Annotated in this window: 18 protein-coding genes and 1 tRNA gene; 14 read left to right on the top strand and 5 right to left on the bottom strand. The window is 33.8% G+C overall.

The features are described from left to right. The first annotated feature begins 6 nt into the window (after nt 1-6). The 3 genes from BSF41_RS03645 (at nt 7) to BSF41_RS03635 (ending at nt 5,682) form a co-directional block, all read left to right on the top strand. On the top strand, nt 7-1,611 hold the full coding sequence (locus BSF41_RS03645; RefSeq protein ID WP_095928149.1) for a RagB/SusD family nutrient uptake outer membrane protein: 1,605 nt from the start codon (nt 7-9) through the stop codon (nt 1,609-1,611). Nucleotides 1,612-1,630: 19 nt separating this feature from the next. Then, nucleotides 1,631-2,728, top strand: coding sequence for a SusE domain-containing protein (locus tag BSF41_RS03640; protein WP_095928148.1), 1,098 nt, complete (start codon nt 1,631-1,633; stop codon nt 2,726-2,728). Between the two features lie 83 nt (nt 2,729-2,811). Further along, on the top strand, nt 2,812-5,682 hold the full coding sequence (locus BSF41_RS03635) for an alpha-amylase family glycosyl hydrolase (RefSeq protein ID WP_095928147.1): 2,871 nt from the start codon (nt 2,812-2,814) through the stop codon (nt 5,680-5,682). A 149-nt stretch (nt 5,683-5,831) separates the two neighbouring features. On the opposite strand, the gene BSF41_RS03630 is transcribed toward BSF41_RS03635, so the two are convergent. The 3 genes from BSF41_RS03630 to BSF41_RS03620 all read right to left on the bottom strand — a co-directional run bounded on the left by BSF41_RS03630 (nt 5,832) and on the right by BSF41_RS03620 (nt 8,015). Beyond that, entirely contained in the window at nt 5,832-6,071 is a 240-nt protein-coding gene (locus BSF41_RS03630) for a DUF6814 family protein (protein WP_095928146.1), read from the bottom strand. Between the two features lie 14 nt (nt 6,072-6,085). After that, the gene (locus BSF41_RS03625) at nt 6,086-7,579 is read right to left on the bottom strand and encodes an MFS transporter (RefSeq protein ID WP_095928145.1); all 1,494 of its coding nucleotides are present in this window, start codon (nt 7,577-7,579) and stop codon (nt 6,086-6,088) included. 363 nt (nt 7,580-7,942) lie between these two features. Continuing rightward, a tRNA-Phe gene (locus BSF41_RS03620) sits at nt 7,943-8,015 on the bottom strand. Between the two features lie 99 nt (nt 8,016-8,114). Here BSF41_RS03620 and BSF41_RS03615 point away from each other — a divergent pair. The 7 genes from BSF41_RS03615 to BSF41_RS03585 all read left to right on the top strand — a co-directional run bounded on the left by BSF41_RS03615 (nt 8,115) and on the right by BSF41_RS03585 (nt 15,128). Continuing rightward, nucleotides 8,115-8,849: a type III pantothenate kinase gene (locus BSF41_RS03615; protein WP_095928209.1), complete on the top strand. Its 735-nt coding sequence runs from the start codon at nt 8,115-8,117 to the stop codon at nt 8,847-8,849. Beyond that, a complete protein-coding gene (locus BSF41_RS03610) occupies nt 8,842-10,071 on the top strand; it encodes a hypothetical protein (RefSeq protein WP_095928144.1) in 1,230 nt (409 codons plus the stop codon). The genes BSF41_RS03615 and BSF41_RS03610 overlap by 8 nt, the downstream gene beginning before the upstream one ends. 51 nt (nt 10,072-10,122) lie before the next feature. After that, nucleotides 10,123-10,680, top strand: a complete 558-nt coding sequence (lptC, locus tag BSF41_RS03605; protein ID WP_095928143.1) for an LPS export ABC transporter periplasmic protein LptC — start codon at nt 10,123-10,125, stop codon at nt 10,678-10,680. Between the two features lie 4 nt (nt 10,681-10,684). After that, the gene (locus BSF41_RS03600) at nt 10,685-10,879 is read left to right on the top strand and encodes a hypothetical protein (RefSeq protein WP_095928142.1); all 195 of its coding nucleotides are present in this window, start codon (nt 10,685-10,687) and stop codon (nt 10,877-10,879) included. A gap of 2 nt (nt 10,880-10,881) precedes the next feature. Next, the gene (locus BSF41_RS03595; protein WP_095928141.1) at nt 10,882-12,138 is read left to right on the top strand and encodes a hemolysin family protein; all 1,257 of its coding nucleotides are present in this window, start codon (nt 10,882-10,884) and stop codon (nt 12,136-12,138) included. Between the two features lie 107 nt (nt 12,139-12,245). Next, nucleotides 12,246-14,345: a peptidylprolyl isomerase gene (locus tag BSF41_RS03590; RefSeq protein WP_095928140.1), complete on the top strand. Its 2,100-nt coding sequence runs from the start codon at nt 12,246-12,248 to the stop codon at nt 14,343-14,345. A gap of 339 nt (nt 14,346-14,684) precedes the next feature. Next, entirely contained in the window at nt 14,685-15,128 is a 444-nt protein-coding gene (locus BSF41_RS03585; RefSeq protein ID WP_095928139.1) for a hypothetical protein, read from the top strand. A 22-nt stretch (nt 15,129-15,150) separates the two neighbouring features. On the opposite strand, the gene BSF41_RS03580 is transcribed toward BSF41_RS03585, so the two are convergent. Beyond that, complete coding sequence (locus BSF41_RS03580; RefSeq protein ID WP_095928138.1) at nt 15,151-16,059, bottom strand: GYDIA family GHMP kinase; 909 nt, start codon at nt 16,057-16,059, stop codon at nt 15,151-15,153. A 123-nt stretch (nt 16,060-16,182) separates the two neighbouring features. Then, nucleotides 16,183-17,496, bottom strand: a complete 1,314-nt coding sequence (locus BSF41_RS03575; RefSeq protein WP_095928137.1) for a hydroxymethylglutaryl-CoA reductase, degradative — start codon at nt 17,494-17,496, stop codon at nt 16,183-16,185. Between the two features lie 180 nt (nt 17,497-17,676). On the opposite strand from BSF41_RS03575, the gene BSF41_RS03570 reads away from it, so the two are divergent. Genes BSF41_RS03570 through BSF41_RS03555 form a run of 4 tightly spaced genes read left to right on the top strand, consistent with a single transcriptional unit; the run spans nt 17,677 to nt 23,562 of the window. Next, nucleotides 17,677-19,848 (top strand): S9 family peptidase, encoded by a 2,172-nt coding sequence (locus BSF41_RS03570; protein WP_095928136.1) that lies wholly within the window; start codon nt 17,677-17,679, stop codon nt 19,846-19,848. A 34-nt stretch (nt 19,849-19,882) separates the two neighbouring features. Continuing rightward, nucleotides 19,883-21,559 (top strand): peptide MFS transporter, encoded by a 1,677-nt coding sequence (locus tag BSF41_RS03565; protein ID WP_095928135.1) that lies wholly within the window; start codon nt 19,883-19,885, stop codon nt 21,557-21,559. A 3-nt stretch (nt 21,560-21,562) separates the two neighbouring features. Continuing rightward, nucleotides 21,563-23,047 (top strand): peptide MFS transporter, encoded by a 1,485-nt coding sequence (locus BSF41_RS03560; RefSeq protein WP_095928134.1) that lies wholly within the window; start codon nt 21,563-21,565, stop codon nt 23,045-23,047. 47 nt (nt 23,048-23,094) lie between these two features. Next, on the top strand, nt 23,095-23,562 hold the full coding sequence (locus BSF41_RS03555) for a thioredoxin family protein (protein ID WP_095928133.1): 468 nt from the start codon (nt 23,095-23,097) through the stop codon (nt 23,560-23,562). Nucleotides 23,563-23,762 lie beyond the last annotated feature (200 nt).

Raw genomic sequence — 23,762 nt, 5'->3', positions numbered from 1 at the left:
TACAAAATGAAAATATCATTTAAATATATATCTTATTTCTTCCTATTTATTTTAGGAATAAGTATGACGCTTACTTCGTGTACTGACGATTTAAACGTGACACCAAAAGATGATGATGAATTTTTATCGGAAACTTTTTTTGAAGATCCAGCATCTTACAAGCAGGTTTTAGCAAAATTATATGCTGGACTTTATGTAGGAGGAAATGATGGTGACGGACAAGCAGATATTGCTGGTCTTAGCGGGGATTTTAGTAGTTACTTGCGTTTGCTTTTTGTAACGCAAGAATTACCTACAGATGAGGCTGTTATTGCTTGGGCTGATGGTGCTTTGCCAACATTAAACACACAAACATGGTCTCCTGTAAATGAGTTTTTATACGGAACTTATTCTAGAGCATCTTACCATATCAGTTTGGCAAATGAATTTTTAAGACAAACTACAGATGAGAAATTAGAAGCAAGAGGTGTTGATGCAAGTCTAAAAGCTGAAATTGCAACTTTTAGAGCAGAAGCTCGTTTCTTAAGAGCTTATTCTTATACAAACTTAATGGATTTGTTTGGTAATGTGCCAATTACAACAGAAGCAGATCCGGTTGGATTCTTTTATCCAGTACAAAAATCGAGAGCAGAAGTTTTTGCTTTTGTAGAGTCTGAATTAAAAGATTTAGATAATAGTTTAGCAAATGCTAGATCAAATGAATACGGTAGAGTGGATAAGGTAGCGGCTAAATTTTTATTAGCTCAAATTTATTTGAACTCTAAAGTATATACAGGAACAGAAAGAAACAATGACGTAGCAACTTTATGTACTGAAATCATTAATTCAGGATATACATTTGCAAACGTTCCTTATTCTTATTTATTCTCTGCAGATAACAATACAAATGGTGCTCAAAACGAATTTATTTTCCCAATCATAAGTGATGGAAATGCAATTAGAGCAACTGGTGGAGGAATGAGTTTTATTATTCACGCTGCTATTGGAGGAAGTATAGATGCTGCTTCAAGAGGAATGGACGGAGGTTGGTTCGGTACTAGAACTCGTAAAGAATTCGTGGCTCTTTTTCCTGATGCAACTGCTACCGGAGATAAAAGAGGAACATTCCATACTGATGGACAAGCTTTAGATATTACTAATATTTCAACATTTACAGATGGTTATGCTGTGACTAAATATATTAATAAAAAATCGGATGGTTCACCAGCTCAAAGAACTGATATTCCAGATACTGATTTTCCAGTATTCAGAGTTTCTGATGCTTATTTAATGTATGCTGAAGCTGTTGTACGTGGTGCAACTACAGGTAATTTGGCTACTGCTGTAGATTATGTTAACCAAATTAGAACAAGAGCAGGAGCAACTACAATATCTAGTGCAAATTTAACTCTTGATTTTCTTTTGGCAGAAAGAGGTAGAGAGTTATTCTGGGAGTGCCACAGAAGAACAGATTTAATTCGTTTTGGAAAATTTACAGGAGGAAGCAAAATCTGGCAATGGAAAGGTGGCGTAATGAATGGTATGGCAACAGATTCATATAGAGACTTAATGCCTATTCCTTCTAAGACAATTCAGGCGAACCCTACATTGAAACAAAATCCTGGGTACTAATATCTAATAGAACTGTAAAATGAAAAATATATATAAAATTTTAATCGCATTTATTGGTGTGCTATTGGTGTCGTGTAATGCGGACTCTGTAGACGAAAGACCAGTGCTTAATGTTGTTGCAGCTCCAGAAATTACAGCGCCAACAACAGGTCAGAATTATGTTCTTGATGTTGATAAAGCATCAGACGAAGTGGCTAAATTTACTTGGTCGGCTGCGCAATATTCTTCAACTGTAGCAATAAAGTATACTTTGCTTATTGATAAGAAAGGCGGAGATTTTACTGCTGCAAAAACATTGCAGAGTACTACAAACAGTCTTACTGAGGTTTCTGTACTAGGTAAAGAATTAAATCAAGCAGCAATTGATTTAGGAGGAAAACCAGAAGAAGCGGCTCAGTATGATGTGAAACTTACTGCTAATGTTTCTGGAGGTTTTGTTCAAGTTGGAAAAAACTTAATTACAATTAGTGTTACTCCTTATTTAGGAAGAGTTACTTATGATTTCACAGATTGGTATCTAATAGGAGCGGCTGTTGCTGGCGGATGGGATAATAATGTTGATACGAAACATCAGCCAATGTTCAGAGATGGTAAAGATGATACAAAATATAAATTTGTTGGTTATTTCAAAGCAGGTAACTTTAAACTAATATCTGTAAAAGGAAGCTGGGATTCTCAATTGGGGAAAGCAGATGACAGTTCGATTGAAATTAAAAATAATGCAGGTGAATTTACAATTCCAGCAGATGGATATTATAATTTCCAGTTTAATACCAAAACTTTAAAATATACTTTGACACCTTACACAGATGCTGCATCAATAGCAAAATTATATGATACTGTTGGTGTTATAGGAAGCAGTACTCCTGGTGGCTGGGATGCTTCTACTGCATTAGATAAATCGACTTTTGACAAACATGCGTGGTCATTAGGAGCAACAAGCTTAAATGATGGAGAAGCAAAATTCAGAGCGAATAATGCATGGGATGTTTCATGGGGTGGAACTACTGCTTTTTCTGGTGGAGGAACTGGGGATAATATACCAGTAGCAAAATCTAAATATGTAATTTATTTCAATGATTTAGACGGAAGTTATTTGATGATTCCAAATCAATAAAAACTTCAGTTAATAACTGAAAAAGGGCTATCTCAGATAGCCCTTTTTTAATCAAACTTACTAATCAAATAACCACACTGATTATGAAAAAAACTTTACTATCAATATTTTTATTGATGGCACTAACTGCTTTTGCCCAACAGCAAACGGTTAGTTTTTCAATAAATCCACCCACTTTTGAAGATGCCACTTCTATAACTATTTCAATTGCAGGAACAAGTGTTAATGAAGACACTTGGGGAATTACAGACAATGCCTTATATCTTTGGTCATGGTCTTATGATGTAAATGATGCAAATCAAGCAGATTCTCCTTCAAACGGATCTTGGACCGCTTCAAATGAAGCCAGCAGATTTACGTACAATGCAGGAACCGACACGTATACCAAAACATTTATACCCTCTGTATATTTTGGCAGAAACGGAATAGGCAGAATAGGTTTTTTGGTTAAAGCAAAAGACGGATCTGGATCAAAACAATCTCAAGATGCTGTTGTTGAAGTAGGAGCTTTTCAAGTAAATCTCACTTCACCAGTCGAAAATAGTGCTTTAATTATAGCTTCTGGATCAAATTTTAATATCGTTGCAACAAATACAAATGGAGCGGCAAGTTATTCTTTAAAAGCAAATGGAGTAGTTATAAATGCGAATGCAAGTACAGCAAGCTATTCCTATTCTCATACAAATGTTACAAGCAATCAGACCTATGAATTGAGTGTAACTCGAGCAGGAGTTACCCTTATAAAGAAGTTTTCGGTTGTTGTAAATCCGAATACAGTTTCTGAAGCAATGCCAACAGGATTGGCTGATGGAATTAATTATTCTAGTGATGTTTCCAAAGCAACATTAGTGCTTGATGCTCCATCAAAAGATTTTGTTTACGTTGCTGGAAGTTTCAATAACTGGCAGCCTACATCGGCGTATGCCATGAAAAAAGATCCTATTTCGGGGAAATTTTGGTTAGAATTGACTGGATTAGTTTCAGGTGTAAATAATACTTTTCAATATTGGGTTGTAGATGCTTCACCGCTGGCTAATTCTCCATCTTTAGTAAAAACAGCAGATCCTTACTCAACTTTGGTTTTATCTCCTTATGATGATCCTTGGATTCCAGCATCTTCCTATCCAAATTTACCAGTTTATCCTGCAGGCCAACAATTTGAAGTTACCGTTCTTAAAACAGGACAGACTCCATACAACTGGCAGGTTACAAACTTTGTAAAACCAGAAAAAGAAAAACTGGTGGTTTACGAAGTTTTGGTTCGTGATTTTGATGCTTCTCGTAATTTTCAAAGTTTAATAGACAAGATAGATTATTTTAAAAATCTTAAAATAAATGCTATTCAGCTAATGCCTGTAATGGAGTTTGAAGGCAATGAAAGCTGGGGTTACAACACTTCGTTTCATATGGCTTTAGATAAGTTTTATGGAACTTCAGATAAACTAAAAGAGTTTATCGATTTGTGCCATCAAAATGAAATCGCAGTAATTTTGGATGTTGCCTTAAATCATGCTTTTGGAAGAAATCCGATGGTTAGAATGTGGATGAATGATCCTGACGGAGACGGTTTTGGATCGCCAACAGCAGAAAATCCATATTTTAATACCGTAGCAAAACATACTTATAGTGTAGGAGAGGACTTTAATCATCAGTCGGATAAAACGCAATATTATGTAGAGAGAGTAATTAAACAATGGATTGAAGAGTATAAAATTGATGGATTTCGATGGGATTTAACCAAAGGATTTACTCAAGCTTGTACGGCTTCAGATAATGCATGTACCGATGGTTATCAGCAAGATAGAGTAGATGTTTTAAAAAAATATGCCGATTATTCTTGGAGTTTAGATCCAACTCATTATACCATCTTTGAGCATTTAGGAAGTGACGCAGAAGAAAAACAATGGGCAGATTATAAAATTTCTGAAACGCCAAGTAAAGGAGTGATGATGTGGGGGAAAATGACAAAAGAGTACAATCAATTGTCAATGGGATATGCTTCTGAAAGTAATATTTTTAGAATGAATAGTGCAAACCACGGATTTGCGGCCAACCGTTTAATGGGGTATGCAGAAAGCCATGACGAAGAACGTTTAATGTATAAAAATGTACAATACGGAGCTTCAAACGGAAGTTATAATGTAAAAACATTAAATACAGCTTTGTCAAGAATGTCCGCCATTGGAGCCGTTTCTTTATTAATTCCAGGACCAAAAATGATTTGGCATTTTGGAGAACTAGGCTGGGAGAATTCTATTTTTACCTGTAATGATGATTCTGTAAATTCAGATTTTGATGCAGTTGGCGGAGATTGTAAATTAGATACAAAGCCACAGCCTCAATGGGTAAACAATTGGCTAGGAAATTCAAATCGTAATAAAATTTATAATGATTGGGCAAAAATGATTACACTTAAAAAGACGGAGCCAGTGTTTTTAGGTACAGCCATAATTCCAGACGCCAATACATTAACTTTAAATGTAAAAATTACGAATGCAAATCTTACTTCAGCACAGTTAAAAGATGTCTTGATTCTAGCTAATTTCGATACTTCGGCACAAAATATTTCAACTGGTTTTCCATATACAGGAATTTGGTATAATTTGATGGATAACACGACAATAAATGTTACCGATGTAAATGCACCAATTAATTTACCAGCTGGAGAGTATAGAATTTATGGTAATAAAACAGCAAATTTGGCAATTGAAGATTTCGAAAAAGGAAGCCAAGTTAATTTATATCCAAATCCTGTTGCAGATTATTTTACTTTAGGATTCATAACTTCAAAAGTAGAGATCTATTCTGTTACAGGACAATTAGTAAAAACATTTAATACAAACGGAAATACAGACTATAAATTCTCTGTAAGCAATTTAGCATCTGGATTATATCTAGTAAAAGCGTTTGACGAATATAATAAGGTTCGCGTTGTGAAGTTTATTAAAAATTAGGTTTGGTTAGTAATGAAAAAGGGCTGTCTAGAAATGGACAGCCTTTTTTTTGTTAAGTAGTTTTTTAATGCAAATGTTTTATTTTGATGTTTTTATATCTTTTGAAGTAATTGAATAAGCAGATATTATTTTTTGTGGTTTAGCTATAATTATTTATTTGTTTTTCTTTTAGGGTCGTTATATTCTCCAATTAAAGAATAATATCCAAATGTTCCTAATCCCATGACGATTAGCGGAGTAAGTATAAATAAGATTATTACACCAAATACTAAATCGTCTTGTTGGTCTGAAAGAAGTTTGGGCAAACCAAATTCAAACACGCAAAAATAGGCAGCAGCTGCGGCTAAAGCAATCCATAACGCCCCTAAAACTTGTTTAATCGCATTCATTTTTTTTGTAAATTTTAAAGGTGAGTAATTTTGTTTTTGTTGTCAATATAAATCATCCCAATAACAAAGCAGATTCCAGCAATAATTATAGGATACCATAATCCATCCAGATAAAAATCGGCTTTGCCTGCTGTTTTGGCGTGTGATACAAAGTAAGTAGAGATAGCAGGGAGCAATCCTCCAAAAATTCCATTTCCAACATGATAAGGCAATGACATAGAAGTATATCTAATTTTGGTTGGAAACATCTCCACCAAAAATGCCGCAATCGGACCGTAAACCATGGTTACAAATAATACTTGAATAAAAACCAGAAAAATTAAAGCCCATTTATCATTTGGAGTTATTTGAATAGAGACACTTGTTTGCACATCTTTTTTCTCCATGTACGTTTTTTTCTCCATTACGGTTGTGCCATCTGTATATTTTTTTTGAATGGTTGTAACAGAACTTCCATCAGCTTTCTTTTCGGTTGTTTTTCTAGGATTTTCTGCGATTTCTATTTTTTGGCTAATGTCTGTTGTGTTGTACATTGCTTTATAAATAGGTCTGTATGATAAAATTGCCAATAGCATTCCGAACATCATAATGTATTTGCGTCCAATTTTGTCGCTCAGCCATCCAAAAACAATAAAAAACGGAGTTCCAATTAAAAGAGCAATTCCTAATAATTCATCAACTTGAGAAGAATCAACATTCATTACCGTTTTCATAAAGCTCATGGCATAAAATTGTCCCGTATACCAAACAACACCTTGCCCCATTGTAGCGCCGAACAAAGCCAAAAGAACAAACTTTAAATTGTATCGGTTTCCAAAACTTTCTTTTAACGGATTTGTGCTTGTGGTTCCTTCTTTTTTAGCTTTCGCGAAAACTGGAGATTCGTCCATATTTTTTCGAATTAAATACGAAACTCCAACCATCGCAATCGAAACCCAAAACGGAACACGCCATCCCCATAAATCAAAGGCTTCAGGAGAAAGTACGCTTTTAGTAGCTAGAATAACCATTAGAGAAATAAATAAGCCAACAGTAGCAGTGGTCTGAATCCAAGAAGTCCAATATCCTTTTTCTCCAGCAGGTGCGTGTTCGGCAACATACGTAGCGGCTCCGCCATATTCACCTCCAAGAGCAAGCCCTTGCAATAGACGTAAAATCAAAACCAATAAAGGAGCAAGAAAACCAATGGATTCATAACTTGGAATGCAGCCAATTAGAAAAGTAGAACCACCCATTAATAATAAGGTAGCCATGAAAGTGTATTTACGCCCAATAATATCGCCAAGTCTCCCAAAGAATAAAGCTCCAAAAGGTCGAACTACAAATCCTGCGGCAAATGTCGCCAAAGTAGATAAAAACGCTGCGGTTGGATTGTCGCTTGGAAAAAATTTAGTTGAAATAACGACAGCTAGACTGCCAAAAATGTAAAAATCGTACCATTCGATCATGGTGCCCATAGAAGAGGCTGAAATTACTTTCCAAATGCCCTTAGTAGAAGTTTTGCTCATAAAACTGCTTTGAGATCTTGTTAATGAATGAATTCTAAAAATACAGTTTTACGAATATAGAAGATATTTTGTTATTCACTTAATACTTTTTTAACAAAAACTATTTATTTGTTGACATTTGAATTTAACCGCTAAGGCGCAAAGAAAAAGCGCAAAGGTTCGCAACGTTTTTTTGAATTGGCTCACAAAAGAAAATTTGAAGAGGGTTTAACCGCAAAGAGCGCAAAGAAAAAACGCAAAGGTTCGCAAAGTTTAATTTTAAAAACTTTGCTAACCTTTGCGTAAACCCTAGCGTTCCTTGCGGTCAAAAAAAAACAGAAAAGTATAAAAACAAAAAACCCGAATATTTCTATTCGGGTTTCGTGGTACCTCCAGGGATCGAACCAGGGACACATGGATTTTCAGTCCATTGCTCTACCATCTGAGCTAAGGTACCGTGCTTGTTGCGGGTGCAAATATATAATCATTTTTGGTTTGTGCAAAACATTTTTTAGAAAAAATCTATTCGTATCTTCGCAAAAGCAAAAATGGAAATATGATTTTAACGATAGATGTTGGCAATACCAGAATTAAAGCGTCTGTATTTGAGGGTAATACTTCTCTAGAAAATTTTGTTTTTGATAAAAATGAAATCGAAAAAAAAATTGAAAAAATTTTAGAAAAATATCCAAAATGCTCCGATTTGGTTGTTGCTTCGGTAGGAAATATCGAAAAACAGTCCTTTTTGACTTTTGAAAACAGACTAAAAGTTCACTTTTTTACCCACGAAGATGTTTTCCCTTTTCAAAATAAGTATGCAACTCCAAAAACTTTAGGAATAGATCGAATGATTTTGGCTGCAGGAGCAACACTTCAATTTCCAAAACAAAACCGTTTGGTTATCGATGCGGGAACTTGCATAACTTACGATTTCATCGACGAAAATGATAATTATTTAGGAGGAGCCATTTCTCCAGGGCTTCGTTTAAGATATGAATCGCTGCATAATTTTACGGCCAGACTGCCGTTACTAACCTTAGAAGAGCCCGACTCTTATATAGGAAACTCAACGGCACAGGCTATACATTCTGGTGTTGTCAACGGTTTCGTCTATGAGATTGACGGTTTTATCGATGAATATCGGAAAGAGTTTTCAAATTTTATCATAATTTTAACGGGAGGCGATGCAGATTTTTTGGCTAAACGATTAAAAAATACCATATTTGCCAATTCAAATTTCCTTCTGGAGAGTTTGAGCCAAACATATCAATATAAAATCGACAATGATTAAAAAAGTAATACTAAGCGCTTGTTTGCTTATATCGTTCGTTTCATTCGCTCAACAAGGTACTGCTTCACCTTATTCTTTTTTCGGAATAGGAGATGTGAGATTCAAGGGAACACTTGAAAACAGATCTATGGCAGGAGTTGCAGTAGAGCAAGATACGATTCACTTAAATATAGAAAACCCGGCAAGTTATGCCAGCTTAATTCAGACAACTTTTACAGTTGGAGGAACATTTGCTACTTCTAATTTAAAGACGACTTCTCAATCAGAAAAAGCACAAAGAACTACTTTTGATTATTTAGCATTAGGTATTCCGATGGGGAAATTTGGAGCTTCATTTGGTTTGATTCCTGTAAGTTCAGTAGGATACAAAATACGTAATGACAATTCGGCTACAGAAGGTGCATTAAATTCTCAGCTTGATGGAAAAGGTGGTGTGAATAAAGTATATTTTGGTTTGTCATATAAAATCATGAAAAACTGGAATATTGGAGCAGATGCACAATATAATTTCGGAAAAATTACAACTACAACTATAGAAGGTATTACTGGAGTTGAAAGCGGAACGGCAGAAGTGAATACGTCTGAACTTTCTGGTATGGCATTTAGTTTCGGTACAATGTATCAGAAGAAAATCGATAAAAAAACGAGCATTTTTTCTAGTTTAAGCTATACTTTCGCTAGCAATCTGAATTCAGATAACAAAAGAGTTATTTCGGTTCAAGGAGATTCTGACCCTTATATTTCTCCAACAGAAACAACAAAATTAAAACTTCCGAACAAATTGAGCGTTGGTTTTGGTATTGGTGAATCTAGAAAATGGCTTGTGGGAGCTAACATGACTTTTCAAGGAGACGGACAGCTAGCAAATTATTATAATGAGGCAAGTAATGTAAGATATGAGAGCTATTCTAAATATGCTCTTGGTGGATATTACCTTCCAAATTATACTTCTTTTACTAGTTATTTGAGTAGAATTACCTATAGAGCTGGTTTGAAATATGAAAAAATCGGTCTTATTGTAAATAATGAATCTATTAAAGATATCGGAATGAGTTTAGGAGCTGGAGTTCCAATTCCAGGATCTTTTTCAAATCTAAATTTCGGAGTTGAATTTGGTAAACGTGGTACAACGGCATCAGATTTAGTGCAAGAGAATTATGTTAATTTTAGTGTGAGTTTCTCTTTCAACGACAAATGGTTTGTGAAGAGCAAATTCCAATAAACAAAATATTTTATCTTTTAGAAGCTCATTACAATTTACTACATTTGGCAAATGAATTTACCAAAAAGATATAGTCTATTAGTTGTCACAGTTATTGCTGTGACAATGTTTTTTGGATGCGAAAGTAATTTTAAAGAAGTTCAGAAAATTAACTTCTCAGAGTTTGTTCCTGCCAGTGATGCCGATACTGTAAATATTAAATACACAGATTCTGGACGCATTACAGGAGTTCTGATCAGTCCGAAAATGCTAGATTATTCCAATCTTGATTTTCCTTTTACAGAATTCCCTAAAGGAATCGATGTTACGTTATATGATAAAAAGCAGAAACGTACCTTTATTAGAGGTAATTATGCGGTTTCCTATAAAAACACCGGAATTATTGATTTGATCGGTAAAGTAAAGATTACTTCTGAAGAAGGACAGGTTTTAGAAACAGAACAATTGTATTTCGATCAGAAAAACGAGTGGTTTTATACAGAACGAAAGTTCAAATTGACCGATAAAAAAGGGGTTTCCTATGGTCAGGGAATAGATTTTAGTAGAGATTTTAAAGTGATTAATTCGCAGCGAATAAGCGGTGAAATTGAATCAGACGAAGAATTATAATATTATGGGTTATTTAAAATATACACAATACGTTTACATCCTTTTTGCGGTTTTCTTTACTTATGATGGTATTGTAAAACTGAATGAAGGCGATGAAAGTTATCCTTTCTATTTTGTAATTGCAGGGATGGCTGTTTTTATGTTTTTCTTTAGGAGAAGATTTCTTAATAGGCATAATGACCGAAACAAAAAACAATAAAAATGGAAATTAGTATTATAGTAATCTGTTTAATACTAGCTGCCTTTTTTTCTGGGATGGAAATAGCTTTTACATCCGCCAATAAAATTTATCTCGAAATAGAAAAGAAACAAGACGATTTCTTGTCTCGAATCTTAACAAAATTAACCGAAAATCCTTCTAAGTTTATCGCTGCCATGCTTATTGGCAACAATGTAGCTTTGGTGATTTACGGTTTTTTTATGGGCGATCTGATTTTAGATTGGATGGCTTATTTTGGTTTAGTTTTTTCTGATTGGTGGAATATCCTTATCCAGACACTTCTAGCTACATTTGTAGTGCTGCTGACTTCAGAATTTTTTCCTAAGGTATTTTTTCAAATTTATGCCAATTCTTTAATTAAGATTTTGGCACTTCCGGCTTATTTATTTTACCGATTGTTTTATTATATCTCGACTTTCTTTATTTGGATTGCAGATTTTGTGTTGAGTAAATTTTTTAAAACAGAAGGAAGCCAAATTCATTTATTTAGTCGAATTGAGCTAGGAAATTACATCACAGAGCAAATGAGCACAGTTGAAGAAGATGAAGAAGTGGATTCTGAAATTCAGATTTTTCAAAATGCTTTAGAATTTTCAGCTGTTAAGGCACGCGATATTATGACGCCTCGAACAGAGATTGTCGACATAGATTTGTTTGATACTGTAGACGATCTTAGAGCCTTATTTATCGAAACAGGATATTCTAAAATTATCATAAGCCAGAATTCATTAGATGATATTGTAGGTTATGTTCATTCCTTCGATTTGTTTAAAAAACCAGCTACAATAAAATCGGTTCTAATGACCGTTGAATTTGTTCCAGAAACCATTTTAATTAAAGATGTTCTGAATTTATTGATCAAAAAACGAAAAAATGTGGCAGTAGTTTTAGATGAATATGGAGGGACTTCAGGAATTATCACAATTGAAGATATTGTAGAAGAGCTTTTTGGGGAAATTGAAGACGAGCACGATTTAGATGAAGAATTGATCGAAGAGCAAATTGGAGAAGGCAAGTATTTGTTTTCAACACGATTAGATGTTGAGTATTTGAATGAGACCTATAAATTAATGATTCCAGAAGAAGATTCTTATGGCACATTAGGAGGTTTTATTGTCAATCATACAAAAGAAATCCCACAAAAAGGAGATAAAATTGTAATAGATAAGTTTCATTTTTATATTGAAGAGGCATCAAATAAGAAAATAGAACTAGTCAAAATGACAATTAAAGACTGATTTTTTAAATTAATGAAAAAAAATGTTGAAAATAAAACGCTAGTTGTATTGTTATTAACTAGATAATTGTATTTTCGCAAACTGAATATAAAATTAACGATAATAAAATGGCAGTTTTAGCAAAAATTAGACAGCGTTCCGCTTTATTGATAGGAGTTATTGCACTTGCATTATTTGCATTTATAATACAAGATCTATTTACAAGAGGAACATTTGGTCAAAGTTCAAAAGATGTAGGAAGCATCGATGGAAAAGATATTTCATTTGAAGACTTTAGAGTTAAAGTTAGTAATGTTGAAAAAAGTGGGCAAGGTATAACTTCCACTGAAGCTGCAAACAGAGTTTGGGATCAAGAAGTTTCAATCGCTTTATTGTCATCTCAATTTGATAAATTAGGATTGAGAGTTGGTGAAAAACACATTTTAGAGGTTTTGAAATCAGATCCAAATATTGGTAAAAACCCAATGTTCTTAAACGCAGCAGGAATTTTTGATGTTGTTAAGTTTAAAGATTATTTTAAAACAAATCCAGAAGCTGCACAATACATCGCTGAGAAAGAGAAAGATGCTGAATTGAACGCTAAGTTTCAAATCTATAATACTTTAATTAAATCAGGACTTTACACAACTGCTAGTGAAGGAAAATTAAAGTATGAAATGGAAGCTAATAAAGTGAGTTTTGCTTATGCAGCAGCTCCGTATTCTTCTATTAAAGATAGTGAAGTAAAAATCTCTGATGATGAGATCGTAGCTTACATGAAGAAAAACGAGAAAAAATTCAAAGCTGATGCAACTCGCGAAATTCAGTACGTTTTAGTTGAAGATAAAGCTTCTAAAGAAGATGAGGCAGAAATTAAAGCTAAATTAACTGCTTTATTATCAGGAAGCGTTGTTTACAATGCAAAAACAGGTAAAAACGATACATTGCCAGGATTTAAAAGCGCAACAAACATTGCTGAATTTGTAAATGCAAATTCTGATGTGCCTTACGATTCTACTTATGTTCCTAAAAATGCATTGCCAGCAGTTGATGCAGACAAATTATTTAGCTTACCAGCTGGAGCAATCTACGGACCATACGTTTACGGAAGATACTATGCAATCTCTAAATCTTTAGGATTTAAAGCGGGTGTTAATGCAAAAGCAAGTCATATCTTAATTGGTTATGAAGGATCTCAAACTCCAAATCCAAAAGAGAAAAGAACTAAAGAAGAAGCTAAAGCTAAAGCGGAAGAAATTTTAGCTCAAGTTCAAGCTAAACCAGATAGTTTTATGATGTTGGCTTTTACAAGTTCTGATGATTCATCTGCACAGCAAGGTGGTGATTTAGGATATTTTGGACCAAACCAAATGGTGAAAGCTTTCAATGATTTTGTATTCAGCAACGGAATTGGTAAAGTTGGTTTAGTAGAAACTCCTTTCGGATTTCACATTATCAAAATTACAGACAAACAAGACGGAATTCGTTTAGCTACAATTGCTCAAAAAATCGAGCCTTCTGAAGCTACTTCTGATAAAGTATTTACATTAGCTACTAAATTCGAAATGGATGCTGCTGATAAAGATTTCAATGCTGCAGCGAAAGAATTAGGTTTAAAAGTGGCTCAGCCAGTTAATGCAAAAGCTATGGATGAAGCGTTTGGACCATTAGGAAACCAACGTAACATTGTAAGATGGGCTTTTGATAAAGAAACTGATAAAGGAGATGTAAAACGTTTTGAAATTGCAAACATCGGACACGTTATCGCACAATATAAAGGTGAGAACAAATCAGGTTTAGTTTCTGTTGATATGGCAAGACCTTATGTTGAGCCAATCTTGAAAAACAAGAAAAAAGCAGAATTGTTAAAAGCTAAAATGCAAGGTTCTAGCATTGAGGCTATTGCTAAAGCTGCAGGAGTTGCGGTTCAACAAGCTACAGATGTAACTCTAGATAATCCTGTATTGCCAGGTGGAGTTGGGCAAGAGCCAAGAGTAGTAGGTAATGCATTTGCTTTAACAGCAAACAAAATCTCTGCTCCAATTGAAGGAAATACTGGTGTTTATGTTGTTAAAAACATTAAAACTGTAAAAGCTCCTGCAATTGCTAATCACGCTGCTTATGTAGAGAAAGTAAAAGCTCAAAGTGCTAATGATGCAAGTAGAGTATTACCAGCGTTGAAAAACAATGCTAAAATTGAAGATAACAGATTGCAATTTAACTACTAGTTTTATTAAGTAAAAGGTTAATATATAAAAGCCCAAAACTAAATGTTTTGGGCTTTTTTGTTTTTAGTGACTTTGCTAAAAAATTGGTTTATTGATAATTAGCGGTTTTAATTTTGTAAATCTAAATAGAGTTTATTTATTTTTCAGAAGTAAATAATTTTACTTTGTATTAATTTTCCTAAAGTATATAGGGATTATCGAAATTTAATTTGAAAAACTTGTGATTTTCAAAATATTACAGTTTATTTGCTCGATTTTTTATTTTAACATATTTTTGGCTTTTGCTGAAAAAAAATAAGAAACAAACCAAAACCAATATCCTTAATAATTAATCATTTAATGTTTTTTACTTTTAATTTTTTTAGAAAGAAGCCGAGAGTATATACCAAAATAGAAAGTCATATTTATGGGATTATTATCGAGCTTTTAAAAGTGGGCAGCACCGACATCAATGTTGATGAATTGGGTGGAAAGTATTATTTGAGTAATGAAGAGCAGCATTTTAAAGTTACTATTTTGAGTAACGACTATGTGATCAGATTGACAAATACACATGATTCTGTTGCCGAAAAATATGATAAAGTTTTTGTAGAAGATGTTTTAAGGGCAGTAAAAGAGGAGAAACACCGCCGAATGGAAGTGGTTTACGATTCTATTACAAACAGCATCGAAAAAATGGCTGAACGCTTGCACAATAGGCTTATAGAGTCTAATGAGCAAGAAAGCAAAGCTGTGCGTCGTTTAGAGACAAAGCACGTTAAAAGCACTAAAAAGGCTAATTAATGTCTTTTTTTCAAAATTGATTTTATAAAATCATTTCTTTATAAGTTAAAATCGTCTCATATCCTTTATTAAAGAAATAGTCTTTCGGATTTTCTTTAGAAACTACCATAACAAAATCGCCGCCCCAAGCTCCTAGACTTTTAATGACACCATTAAAATCAGGAAAAATAGCTTCTTTTATAGTTTGCATTTCTAAGATTTTGCTCAAATGAATTTCATGTTTCTGAACTGCAGAAGCAAAATCTTTTAATGTTTGAGCATGAAGAATCGCATTTGTGATTTTATTGTTTTCTGCAATTAGGTCTGCTAAATGATTGTTTTTATGGTTGTTGTAAGAGAAAATAGCAGATTTGCTATTTTGTTTTTTATTCAAATAAACAAAATAAATGTGCTCCTTAAAGTCTGGGTTAAATTCAACTTGCTGTACGAAATTATCTTTTATTCTGTATAAAACAGGGGTGTTGTTTTGTGCGCACGCAATATCATAACCGCTTCCGCCAAAACTATTATTTAATAGCGTAAAAGCATTAATTTGAGCCCACTGGGCAATATTATTTATAAGAGTTGAGGAAGTTCCTAATCCCCAGTTTTTTGGAAAACCCAAATGCGTGCTTACTTTATAGCCTGTAGCGTTATCAATAAACTTTGGATTTAAAATATAAGCTTCATGCAGTATGTTGACTAAAGTCGATTTTACCGTGTCAATTTGAGAGTTTAAACCTTTTATAACTTCGTCAAATGAAATAGTCTCTTCAAACCATAAGTGTTTGTCGTAATCATAACTTTTCCATTCAATTTGTTTGTCTTCTGAATCTTCAATCACTAAATCCTGACCAAATTTTGTAGGCAACGCAAAAGCATCTGCTCCATCCAAAACCAGATATTCTCCAGCAATAAAAAGTTTTCCGTTACTATAAAAGGTTGTTGACATACTTGTTTTATTATATAAATTCTAAATCTTAAATTTCAAATTCCAAATGTGAAATTCCAAATTCCAAGTAGGAAATTTGGAATTTGGAATTTGGAACTTAAAATATTGGAATTTTTGACTTTTTTATTTTCTTAAGTTTTCAATAAATTCTACCACAGCGCTATGAGAAACAGCTGTTTTTTTGAAGTGTGTTTTAATTAAATGACGCTCTTCATCGGTAGCTTCAAATTGATTGATAATGTTGTTAAGGTGCATTTTCATATGTCCTTCCTGAATTCCAGTGGTGGTTAGCGAGCGCAATGCAGCAAAATTTTGTGCTAAACCTGCAACTGCTACAATTTGCATTAATTCTTGTGCGGATGGTTTCTCTAAAATTTCTAAGCACAATTTTACTAAAGGATGTAAAGAGGTTAAGCCGCCAACTGTGCCAACTGCAAGCGGAATTTCAAGCCAAAAAGTAAAGATTCCGTTTTCGATTTTGGCGTGAGATAAACTTGCGTATTGACCATTTCGAGCTGCATAAGCATGAACGCCAGCTTCTACGGCTCTAAAATCGTTTCCTGTTGCCAGAATTACAGCATCGACACCATTCATGATGCCTTTGTTATGGGTAACTGCTCTAAAAGGTTCAACTTCTGCGATTTGAACAGCTTGAACAAAACGTTCTGCAAATTCTTGAGGATTGGTGATGTGTTTTTCTGCTAATTCTTCGATTGGGCAAGAAACTTCAGCTCTAACAAGGCAGTGCGGCACGTAGTTAGAGAGAATACTCATTATGACCTCTAGGTTTTCACCATTTTTGCACAAGTCAGAATTTTGAGCTTCTTCTTTTAAAGTAGTGGCAAATTGCTCTAAGCAAGAATTGATGAAATTGGCTCCCATGCTGTCTTTTGTTTCAAAAGTAGCATGAAGCTGATAGTAGTTTTCAAGTAAACTTCTTTTGTCTTTTAGTTTAATATCTAAAATTCCTCCACCACGCTGCTGCATATTTTTGGTAATGCTTTGCGTTTCTGAAAAGAATTTTGGTTTTAATTGGTCAAAAAACTGAGTTAGTTTTTCTGCATCTCCGCTATAAGTAAAATGTACCTGACCAATTTTTTCAGTATTGATAATAGTAGCTTTAAATCCGCCTCTTGTCGACCAGTATTTTGCGGCTTTTGAAGCTGCTGCAACTACAGAACTTTCTTCAATTGCCATCGGAATTGTTTTGTATTTTCCGTTAATCAAAAAGTTAGGAGCAACTCCAAGTGGGATATAAAGGTTTGTAATGGTGTTTTCTATAAATTCGTCATGAAGCTGCTGAACCTTTTCGTCTGAATTCCAGTAATTTCTTATAATATTTTGTGCCTCTTCAGGATTTGAAAAATATTCATTTGCAATCCAGTTAATTTTTTCTTTTTTGGATAATTTAGAAAATCCGGCAACAGCGTTGTTCATTCTCAATGTATTAAATAGTATTGTGTGCACAAAGATACTATTTTAAGAGTTTTGATTGCAATCTATTTCAGACATGAAAGTACGCAATCGTTATTTTTTTTAACATTTAACACTTAAAATGTGTATTATGTTTATTTTTTTTACTAAAATTGGGCTCTTTTTATATTTAAAATAATTCTAATGAATACAAGCAAATTTACTGCAGTACTTTTATTCTTAACTGCGGTTGTTTTTGGACAGCAGAAAATAACTGTCGAAAATGTTTTTAGCGGTACTTTCCGGGCTAAAGGAATGGATGAACTACAATCGCTGAAAAATACAAATCAATATACTGTTTTAAATATTGACCAAGCGAGCAGAAGTATGCAGATTGATTTATACGATTTTGCTACCCTGAAAAAAGTATCCAATCTTATTGATACTAAGAACTTTAAAGAACTTGCCGACGGAATTGACAGCTACACTTTTGATGTTTCTGAAAAAAAGATCTTAATTGCTTGTCATTCTTCTAAAATCTTCCGTCACTCTTTTACTGCCGATTACTACCTTTATGATATCGCAGCAAAATCTCTGATCAAACTTGTTGATTTTCAAATTCAAGAGCCAACATTCTCACCTGACGGAACAAAAATCGCTTACGCAAAAGAAAATAACTTATATGTATACGACGTAGCATCAAAAAAATCTACGGCTATTACAACAGACGGAAAGAAAAATGCTGTTATAAATGGTATTACGGACTGGGTTTACGAAGAAGAATTTGCATTTGTTCGCGCTTTCGACTGGAGTAAAGACAGTAAAAAAGTAGCTTATATTCGTTTTGACGAAAGTCAAGTTCCTGAGTTTTCAATGTCAATATTTCATAAAGATTTATATCCAAAAATTGAGACTTTTAAATATCCTAAAGCTGGAGAAAAAAACTCAGAAGTTTCATTACATATCTATGATGTAGCTGCTGCAGCAACTAAAAAAGTAGATTTAGGAAAATATAATGATTTCTATATTGCAAGAATGCAATGGACAAATGATGCAAATGTACTTTGTGCACAGGTTTTGAACCGTCACCAAGATAATTTAGACTTATTGTTTGTTGATGGAAACACAGCTGCTGCAAAAGTAGTTTTGAATGAAAAAGATAAAGCATATGTAGATATCAATGATAATTTGACATTCTTAAAAGATAACAGTTTTATCTGGACAAGCGAAAATGACGGTTTTAATCATATTTATGTATATGATAAAAACGGAAAACTTAAAAATCAAGTTACAAAAGGAAACTGGGAAGTGGTTTCATATTACGGTTTCGACGAAAAAACAAAAACGATTTTCTACCAATCTACAGAAAATGGTTCTATCAATAGAGATCTTTACAGAATTGGTTTAGACGGAAAAAATAAAGTTCGTTTGTCTTCTAAAGTTGGAACAAATAAAGCGACATTCAGTCCAAATTTACAATACTTTATCAATACGTATTCTAGCGCTACACAGCCAACGGTTTATACTTTAAATGATGCAAAAGCTGGAAAAGAAATTCAGGTTATCGAAAATAATCAGGCTCTTGCTGATAAATTGAAAGGGTATGACCTTCCTTCGAAAGAATTTATTGTTTTAAAAACAGCAAAAGGAAATGAATTGAATGCTTGGATTTTAAAACCAAAAGATTTTGATCCTTCAAAAAAATATCCTGTTTTCATGTTCCAATATTCTGGTCCAGGATCTCAGCAGGTAGCAAATCAGTGGAATAATTCTAATGATTACTGGTTCCTTTCATTAACGCAGCAAGGTTATATCGTAGCTTGTGTTGACGGAAGAGGTACAGGTTATAAAGGAGCTGATTTCAAAAAAGTGACTCAAAAAGAATTAGGGAAATATGAGGTTGAAGACCAAATAGATGCTGCAAAAGTAATTGGTGCTTATTCTTATGTTGATGCTTCAAGAATTGGAATCTTCGGATGGAGCTACGGTGGATTTATGGCTTCTAACTGTATTTTCCAAGGAAATGATGTGTTTAAAATGGCAATTGCTGTTGCGCCAGTTACCAACTGGAGATTTTACGACAGCGTTTATACAGAAAGATACATGCAGACTCCACAGGAAAATGCAAGCGGATATGATCAAAACTCTCCAATTAATCATGTTAGTAAATTGAAAGGAAAGTTCTTGTTGATTCACGGTTCTGGAGATGACAATGTTCATGTTCAAAACTCGATGCAGATGATGGAAGCTTTAATTCAGGCTAATAAACAGTTTGATTCTCAAATTTATCCAGATAAAGACCACGGTATTTATGGCGGAAACACTAGAGTTCAGCTTTACACAAAAATGACCAATTTCATCAAAGAAAATCTATAATTTAAAATCATAACCTAATTAAATAGTGAATAATATGGGAGAAACACAAGTAAAAACCGCGCATCCAAAAGGGCTTTGGGTATTGTTTGGAACGGAGATGTGGGAGCGATTCAATTTTTATGGAATGCGAGCTTTATTAACTTTATTCCTTGTGAATTCATTATTAATGAAGGAAGAAGAAGCTTCTTTAATTTACGGAGGTTTCCTTGGGCTTTGTTATTTGACTCCAATGTTAGGAGGTTTTGTTGCTGACCGCTATTTAGGAAACAGAAACTGTATCTTATTGGGAGGGTTGTTAATGGCAATAGGACAAATGCTTTTGTTTACGAGCGGAAGTATTTTTGAGTCTAATTTAGACTTGGCAAAAATCGTTATGTACTCTGCATTGGGTGTAATTGTTTTTGGTAACGGATTCTTTAAGCCAAACATTTCTAGTATGGTTGGAAGTTTGTATCCAAAACAAGAAAAAACAAAATTGGATAGTGCATTTACTATTTTCTATATGGGAATTAACATCGGAGCATTCTTAGGTCAGTCTATCTGTCCTTTGTTAGGAGATGTTAAAGATGCTGGTGGAATTAGAGATATCCACGCTTTTAGATGGGGATTCATGGCGGCTTCTGTGGCTATGTTGTTAGGAACAATTTTGTTCTACTTCTTAAAAAATAAATATGTGGTTTCTCCAGAAGGAAAACCATTAGGAGGACTTCCTTCTAAAAATGATGCTTCAGATTTTGAAGAAGGAGAAGCTCAGAAAGCAAACTTTTCAAATAAAGCGCTTGCTATGGCAGGAGTTGCTTTTATTGCTTTAGGTTTCTTTTTTCATTATGTTGTAGGTCAGAACTTAATTTATACTTTGATTTACTCAAGTGGTTTGGCTTTGGCAGGATTAATTATCTCTGATACTTCTTTAACTAAAATTGAAAGAGATAGAATTATTGTAATCTACATCGTATCGTTCTTTATTATCTTTTTCTGGGCGGCATTTGAGCAGGCGGGTTCGTCTTTAACTTTTATTGCAGATAACCAAACAGACAGACATTTCTTTGGTTGGGCAATGCCACCATCGATGGTTCAAATTTTTAACGGATTATTTGTTGTGCTTTTAGCAGTTCCTTTCAGTGTGCTTTGGGATACTTTAAGAGCTAAAGGGAAAGAGCCGATTTCTCCTGTAAAATTGGCTGCAGGTTTAGTAATCATTTCGATTAGTTTCTTTATGATCGCGACTCAGGTTTCTTATATCGGAACTTCAGGTTTCTTGCTAGTTAAATGGTTGATCTTATTATATTTCTTAAATACATGTGCAGAGTTGTGTTTGTCTCCAATTGGTTTGTCATTGGTTGGTAAATTATCTCCAAAACGTTTTGCATCATTATTATACGGAGTATTCTTCTTGTCTAATGCATCAGGTTACGCTTTAGGAGGAACTTTAGGTTCTATTTTACCAGCAACTGGTGATAAATTTGCAAAAGCAAAAGAATTAGGAATCGATCTTCAGGCAGTTTTAGATAAAAAAATAACGCTTTCAGCAGACCAATTGGCTTTGTTGGATCATCATCAAATTAGTGCGCAAAACCCAATTTTTGCAGGATTTGAAATCCATAACTTATATGAATTCTTTATGGTATTTGTTGTCCTAACTGGTATTGCTGCAATTTTATTATTTGCTTTAACACCACTATTGAAAAAATTAATGCACGGTGTTAGATAAAAAATGGAAAACAATATTACTTTAGAAGAAATTCAAAATTTTAAAGGCAAGTACCCAAAACAATTGTGGTACTTGTTTTTGGTTGAAATGTGGGAGCGTTTTTGTTTCTACGGAATGAGAGGGGTTTTAGCTTTTTTTATGGTAGACCAATTAGGTCTAGTAGAAGGAAAAGCAAATTTGCAATATGGAGCAATTCAGGCTTTTGTATATGCATTTACTTTTATCGGTGGAATCTTTGCCGATAAAATACTAGGTTTTAAGAAATCGCTTCTTTTTGGAGGAATTGTCATGATTCTTGGGAACTTGCTTATTGCAGCTTCTCCGCATGATTTCTTTTACTACGGAATAACACTTTCTATTATCGGAACTGGTTTTTTTAAACCAAACGTATCTTCAATGGTAGGAGAGTTGTATCATGAAAGTGACGGCCGTCGAGATGCTGGTTACGGATTGTTTTATGCAGGAATTAATATTGGAGGAATGCTTGGTGGTGCAATTCCTATTTATTTAGGAAAAAACTATTCTTGGAGTCTTTGTTTTCTTTCTGCGGCAATTGTGATGATAATTGGAGTTATTACTTTTCTTTTAACGAAAAAGCATCTTGCGCCAATTGGAAATTCTCCATTAGAAAACCATGCACCTAAAAAACGTAATCTTTATGAAACTGCAGTTTATGTAGGTTCTTTTGTTGTAATTCCACTAGTTTATATAATGGTTATCAATTCTGATTTTACAGAGTACTTTATGTATACTATGGGAGTAGTGGCATTAGGATATTTTGCATATGAATTGATAATGTTAAAAGATGGAAAACAGCAGAGAAAACTTTTAGCTGCATTTGTATTCATTTTTGGATACTTTATGTTTATGGCCATCTCGGAGCAATCTGGAGGTTCATTGTCTTTGTTTGCAAAAGACAATTTATCGAACAAGTTGTTGTTTTTTCATATTGATCCAAATGTGGTAAATAACAGTATCAATTCATTGTATGTTGTTATTTTTAGCCCATTAGTTGGGTTATTATGGATATTAATGGCTAAGCGAAAAATTGAACCGAATACTGTTATTAAGTTTGGTTTGTCATTTATTCTTCTTGCGGCAGGTTTCTTTATCTTTTACTCTGCTAGATTTTTTGTAGATGCAGATGGATTAAGTTCTCTGGATGTTTTTGCTTTAGGATATCTTGTTTATACGCTTGGAGAGTTGTGTATTGGTCCAATCGGAATGTCGGTAATTACCAAATTATCTCCTAAACGATTGTTTGGAATGATGATGGGATTGTGGTTCTTGTCTAGTGCATTTGGTCAGTTTGCTGCTGGGAAATTGGGAGCCGAAATATCTGATGCCAACACTGGAACTACATTAATGTCTAAACTTATTGCCTATACAGACGGATATTATCAATTAGCATTGTATTCTTTAATTGCCGGAGTTGTTTTAATTGTGGCTACCCCGCTAATCAAGAGATTAATGCAGGAAGTTAAATAATTATATTGTAATAACTTTTTGCATAAATTTGCATAAAATTCCTCGTTATGAAAAAAATACTACTCATCGCTTTGTTTTTAATTGGAGCCGCAAATATTCAGGCACAAGAATTAAAATGGTATACAGATGTTAGAGAAGCCATTACTATAAGTAACAAAGAACAAAAGCCTATGCTAATGTTTTTTACAGGCAGTGATTGGTGTGGTTGGTGTATTCGTTTGCAAAATGAAGTTTTAAAAACTGCCGAATTTAAAAAGTGGGCGACTGATAATGTAGTTCTAGTAGAATTAGATTATCCTAGAGCTGTTGCACAAACGCCAGAGCTTAAAAGTCAAAACAATGAATTGCAGCAAGCTTTCGGTATTCAAGGGTTTCCAACTGTTTTCTTTACAAGTGCAGAAACAAAAGACGGAAGAGTTAATTTTAAAGGTCTTGGTAAAACAGGATATGTTGCTGGTGGGCCATCTGCTTGGTTAAATGTTGCAGAAGGTATAGTGCATCCGAAGAAATTATAAATTTAGAATAAAAAAATATCAAAAGGTCTCTTACACTGTAAGGGACCTTTTTTTTGTTTAGTAGGAAAAATTCTTTACAAAATATAGGCAAATTGAGTATTATTTATTTTATCACGTTTAAAAAAACATATAATGTATTTTTTGTGCTAATAAAATTTGGATAACTAAAATATAATGTTAATTTCGTCTTGCTAATCTAA

Source organism: Flavobacterium sp. ACN2 (genome assembly GCF_002303885.1).
GTDB lineage: Bacteria > Bacteroidota > Bacteroidia > Flavobacteriales > Flavobacteriaceae > Flavobacterium.
This window is presented reverse-complemented; position numbering and strand designations above follow the sequence as displayed.

Coding starts and splice junctions, on each gene's coding strand:
- BSF41_RS03595 (WP_095928141.1), top strand. CDS start 10,882: ATGGAAATTAGTATTATAGTAATCTGTTTAATACTAGCTGCCTTTTTT.
- BSF41_RS03585 (WP_095928139.1), top strand. CDS start 14,685: ATGTTTTTTACTTTTAATTTTTTTAGAAAGAAGCCGAGAGTATATACC.
- BSF41_RS03600 (WP_095928142.1), top strand. CDS start 10,685: ATGGGTTATTTAAAATATACACAATACGTTTACATCCTTTTTGCGGTT.
- BSF41_RS03610 (WP_095928144.1), top strand. CDS start 8,842: ATGATTAAAAAAGTAATACTAAGCGCTTGTTTGCTTATATCGTTCGTT.
- BSF41_RS03640 (WP_095928148.1), top strand. CDS start 1,631: ATGAAAAATATATATAAAATTTTAATCGCATTTATTGGTGTGCTATTG.
- BSF41_RS03565 (WP_095928135.1), top strand. CDS start 19,883: ATGGGAGAAACACAAGTAAAAACCGCGCATCCAAAAGGGCTTTGGGTA.
- BSF41_RS03570 (WP_095928136.1), top strand. CDS start 17,677: ATGAATACAAGCAAATTTACTGCAGTACTTTTATTCTTAACTGCGGTT.
- BSF41_RS03555 (WP_095928133.1), top strand. CDS start 23,095: ATGAAAAAAATACTACTCATCGCTTTGTTTTTAATTGGAGCCGCAAAT.
- BSF41_RS03635 (WP_095928147.1), top strand. CDS start 2,812: ATGAAAAAAACTTTACTATCAATATTTTTATTGATGGCACTAACTGCT.
- BSF41_RS03615 (WP_095928209.1), top strand. CDS start 8,115: ATGATTTTAACGATAGATGTTGGCAATACCAGAATTAAAGCGTCTGTA.
- BSF41_RS03625 (WP_095928145.1), bottom strand. CDS start 7,579: ATGAGCAAAACTTCTACTAAGGGCATTTGGAAAGTAATTTCAGCCTCT.
- lptC (WP_095928143.1), top strand. CDS start 10,123: ATGAATTTACCAAAAAGATATAGTCTATTAGTTGTCACAGTTATTGCT.
- BSF41_RS03590 (WP_095928140.1), top strand. CDS start 12,246: ATGGCAGTTTTAGCAAAAATTAGACAGCGTTCCGCTTTATTGATAGGA.
- BSF41_RS03560 (WP_095928134.1), top strand. CDS start 21,563: ATGGAAAACAATATTACTTTAGAAGAAATTCAAAATTTTAAAGGCAAG.
- BSF41_RS03645 (WP_095928149.1), top strand. CDS start 7: ATGAAAATATCATTTAAATATATATCTTATTTCTTCCTATTTATTTTA.
- BSF41_RS03575 (WP_095928137.1), bottom strand. CDS start 17,496: ATGAACAACGCTGTTGCCGGATTTTCTAAATTATCCAAAAAAGAAAAA.
- BSF41_RS03630 (WP_095928146.1), bottom strand. CDS start 6,071: ATGAATGCGATTAAACAAGTTTTAGGGGCGTTATGGATTGCTTTAGCC.
- BSF41_RS03580 (WP_095928138.1), bottom strand. CDS start 16,059: ATGTCAACAACCTTTTATAGTAACGGAAAACTTTTTATTGCTGGAGAA.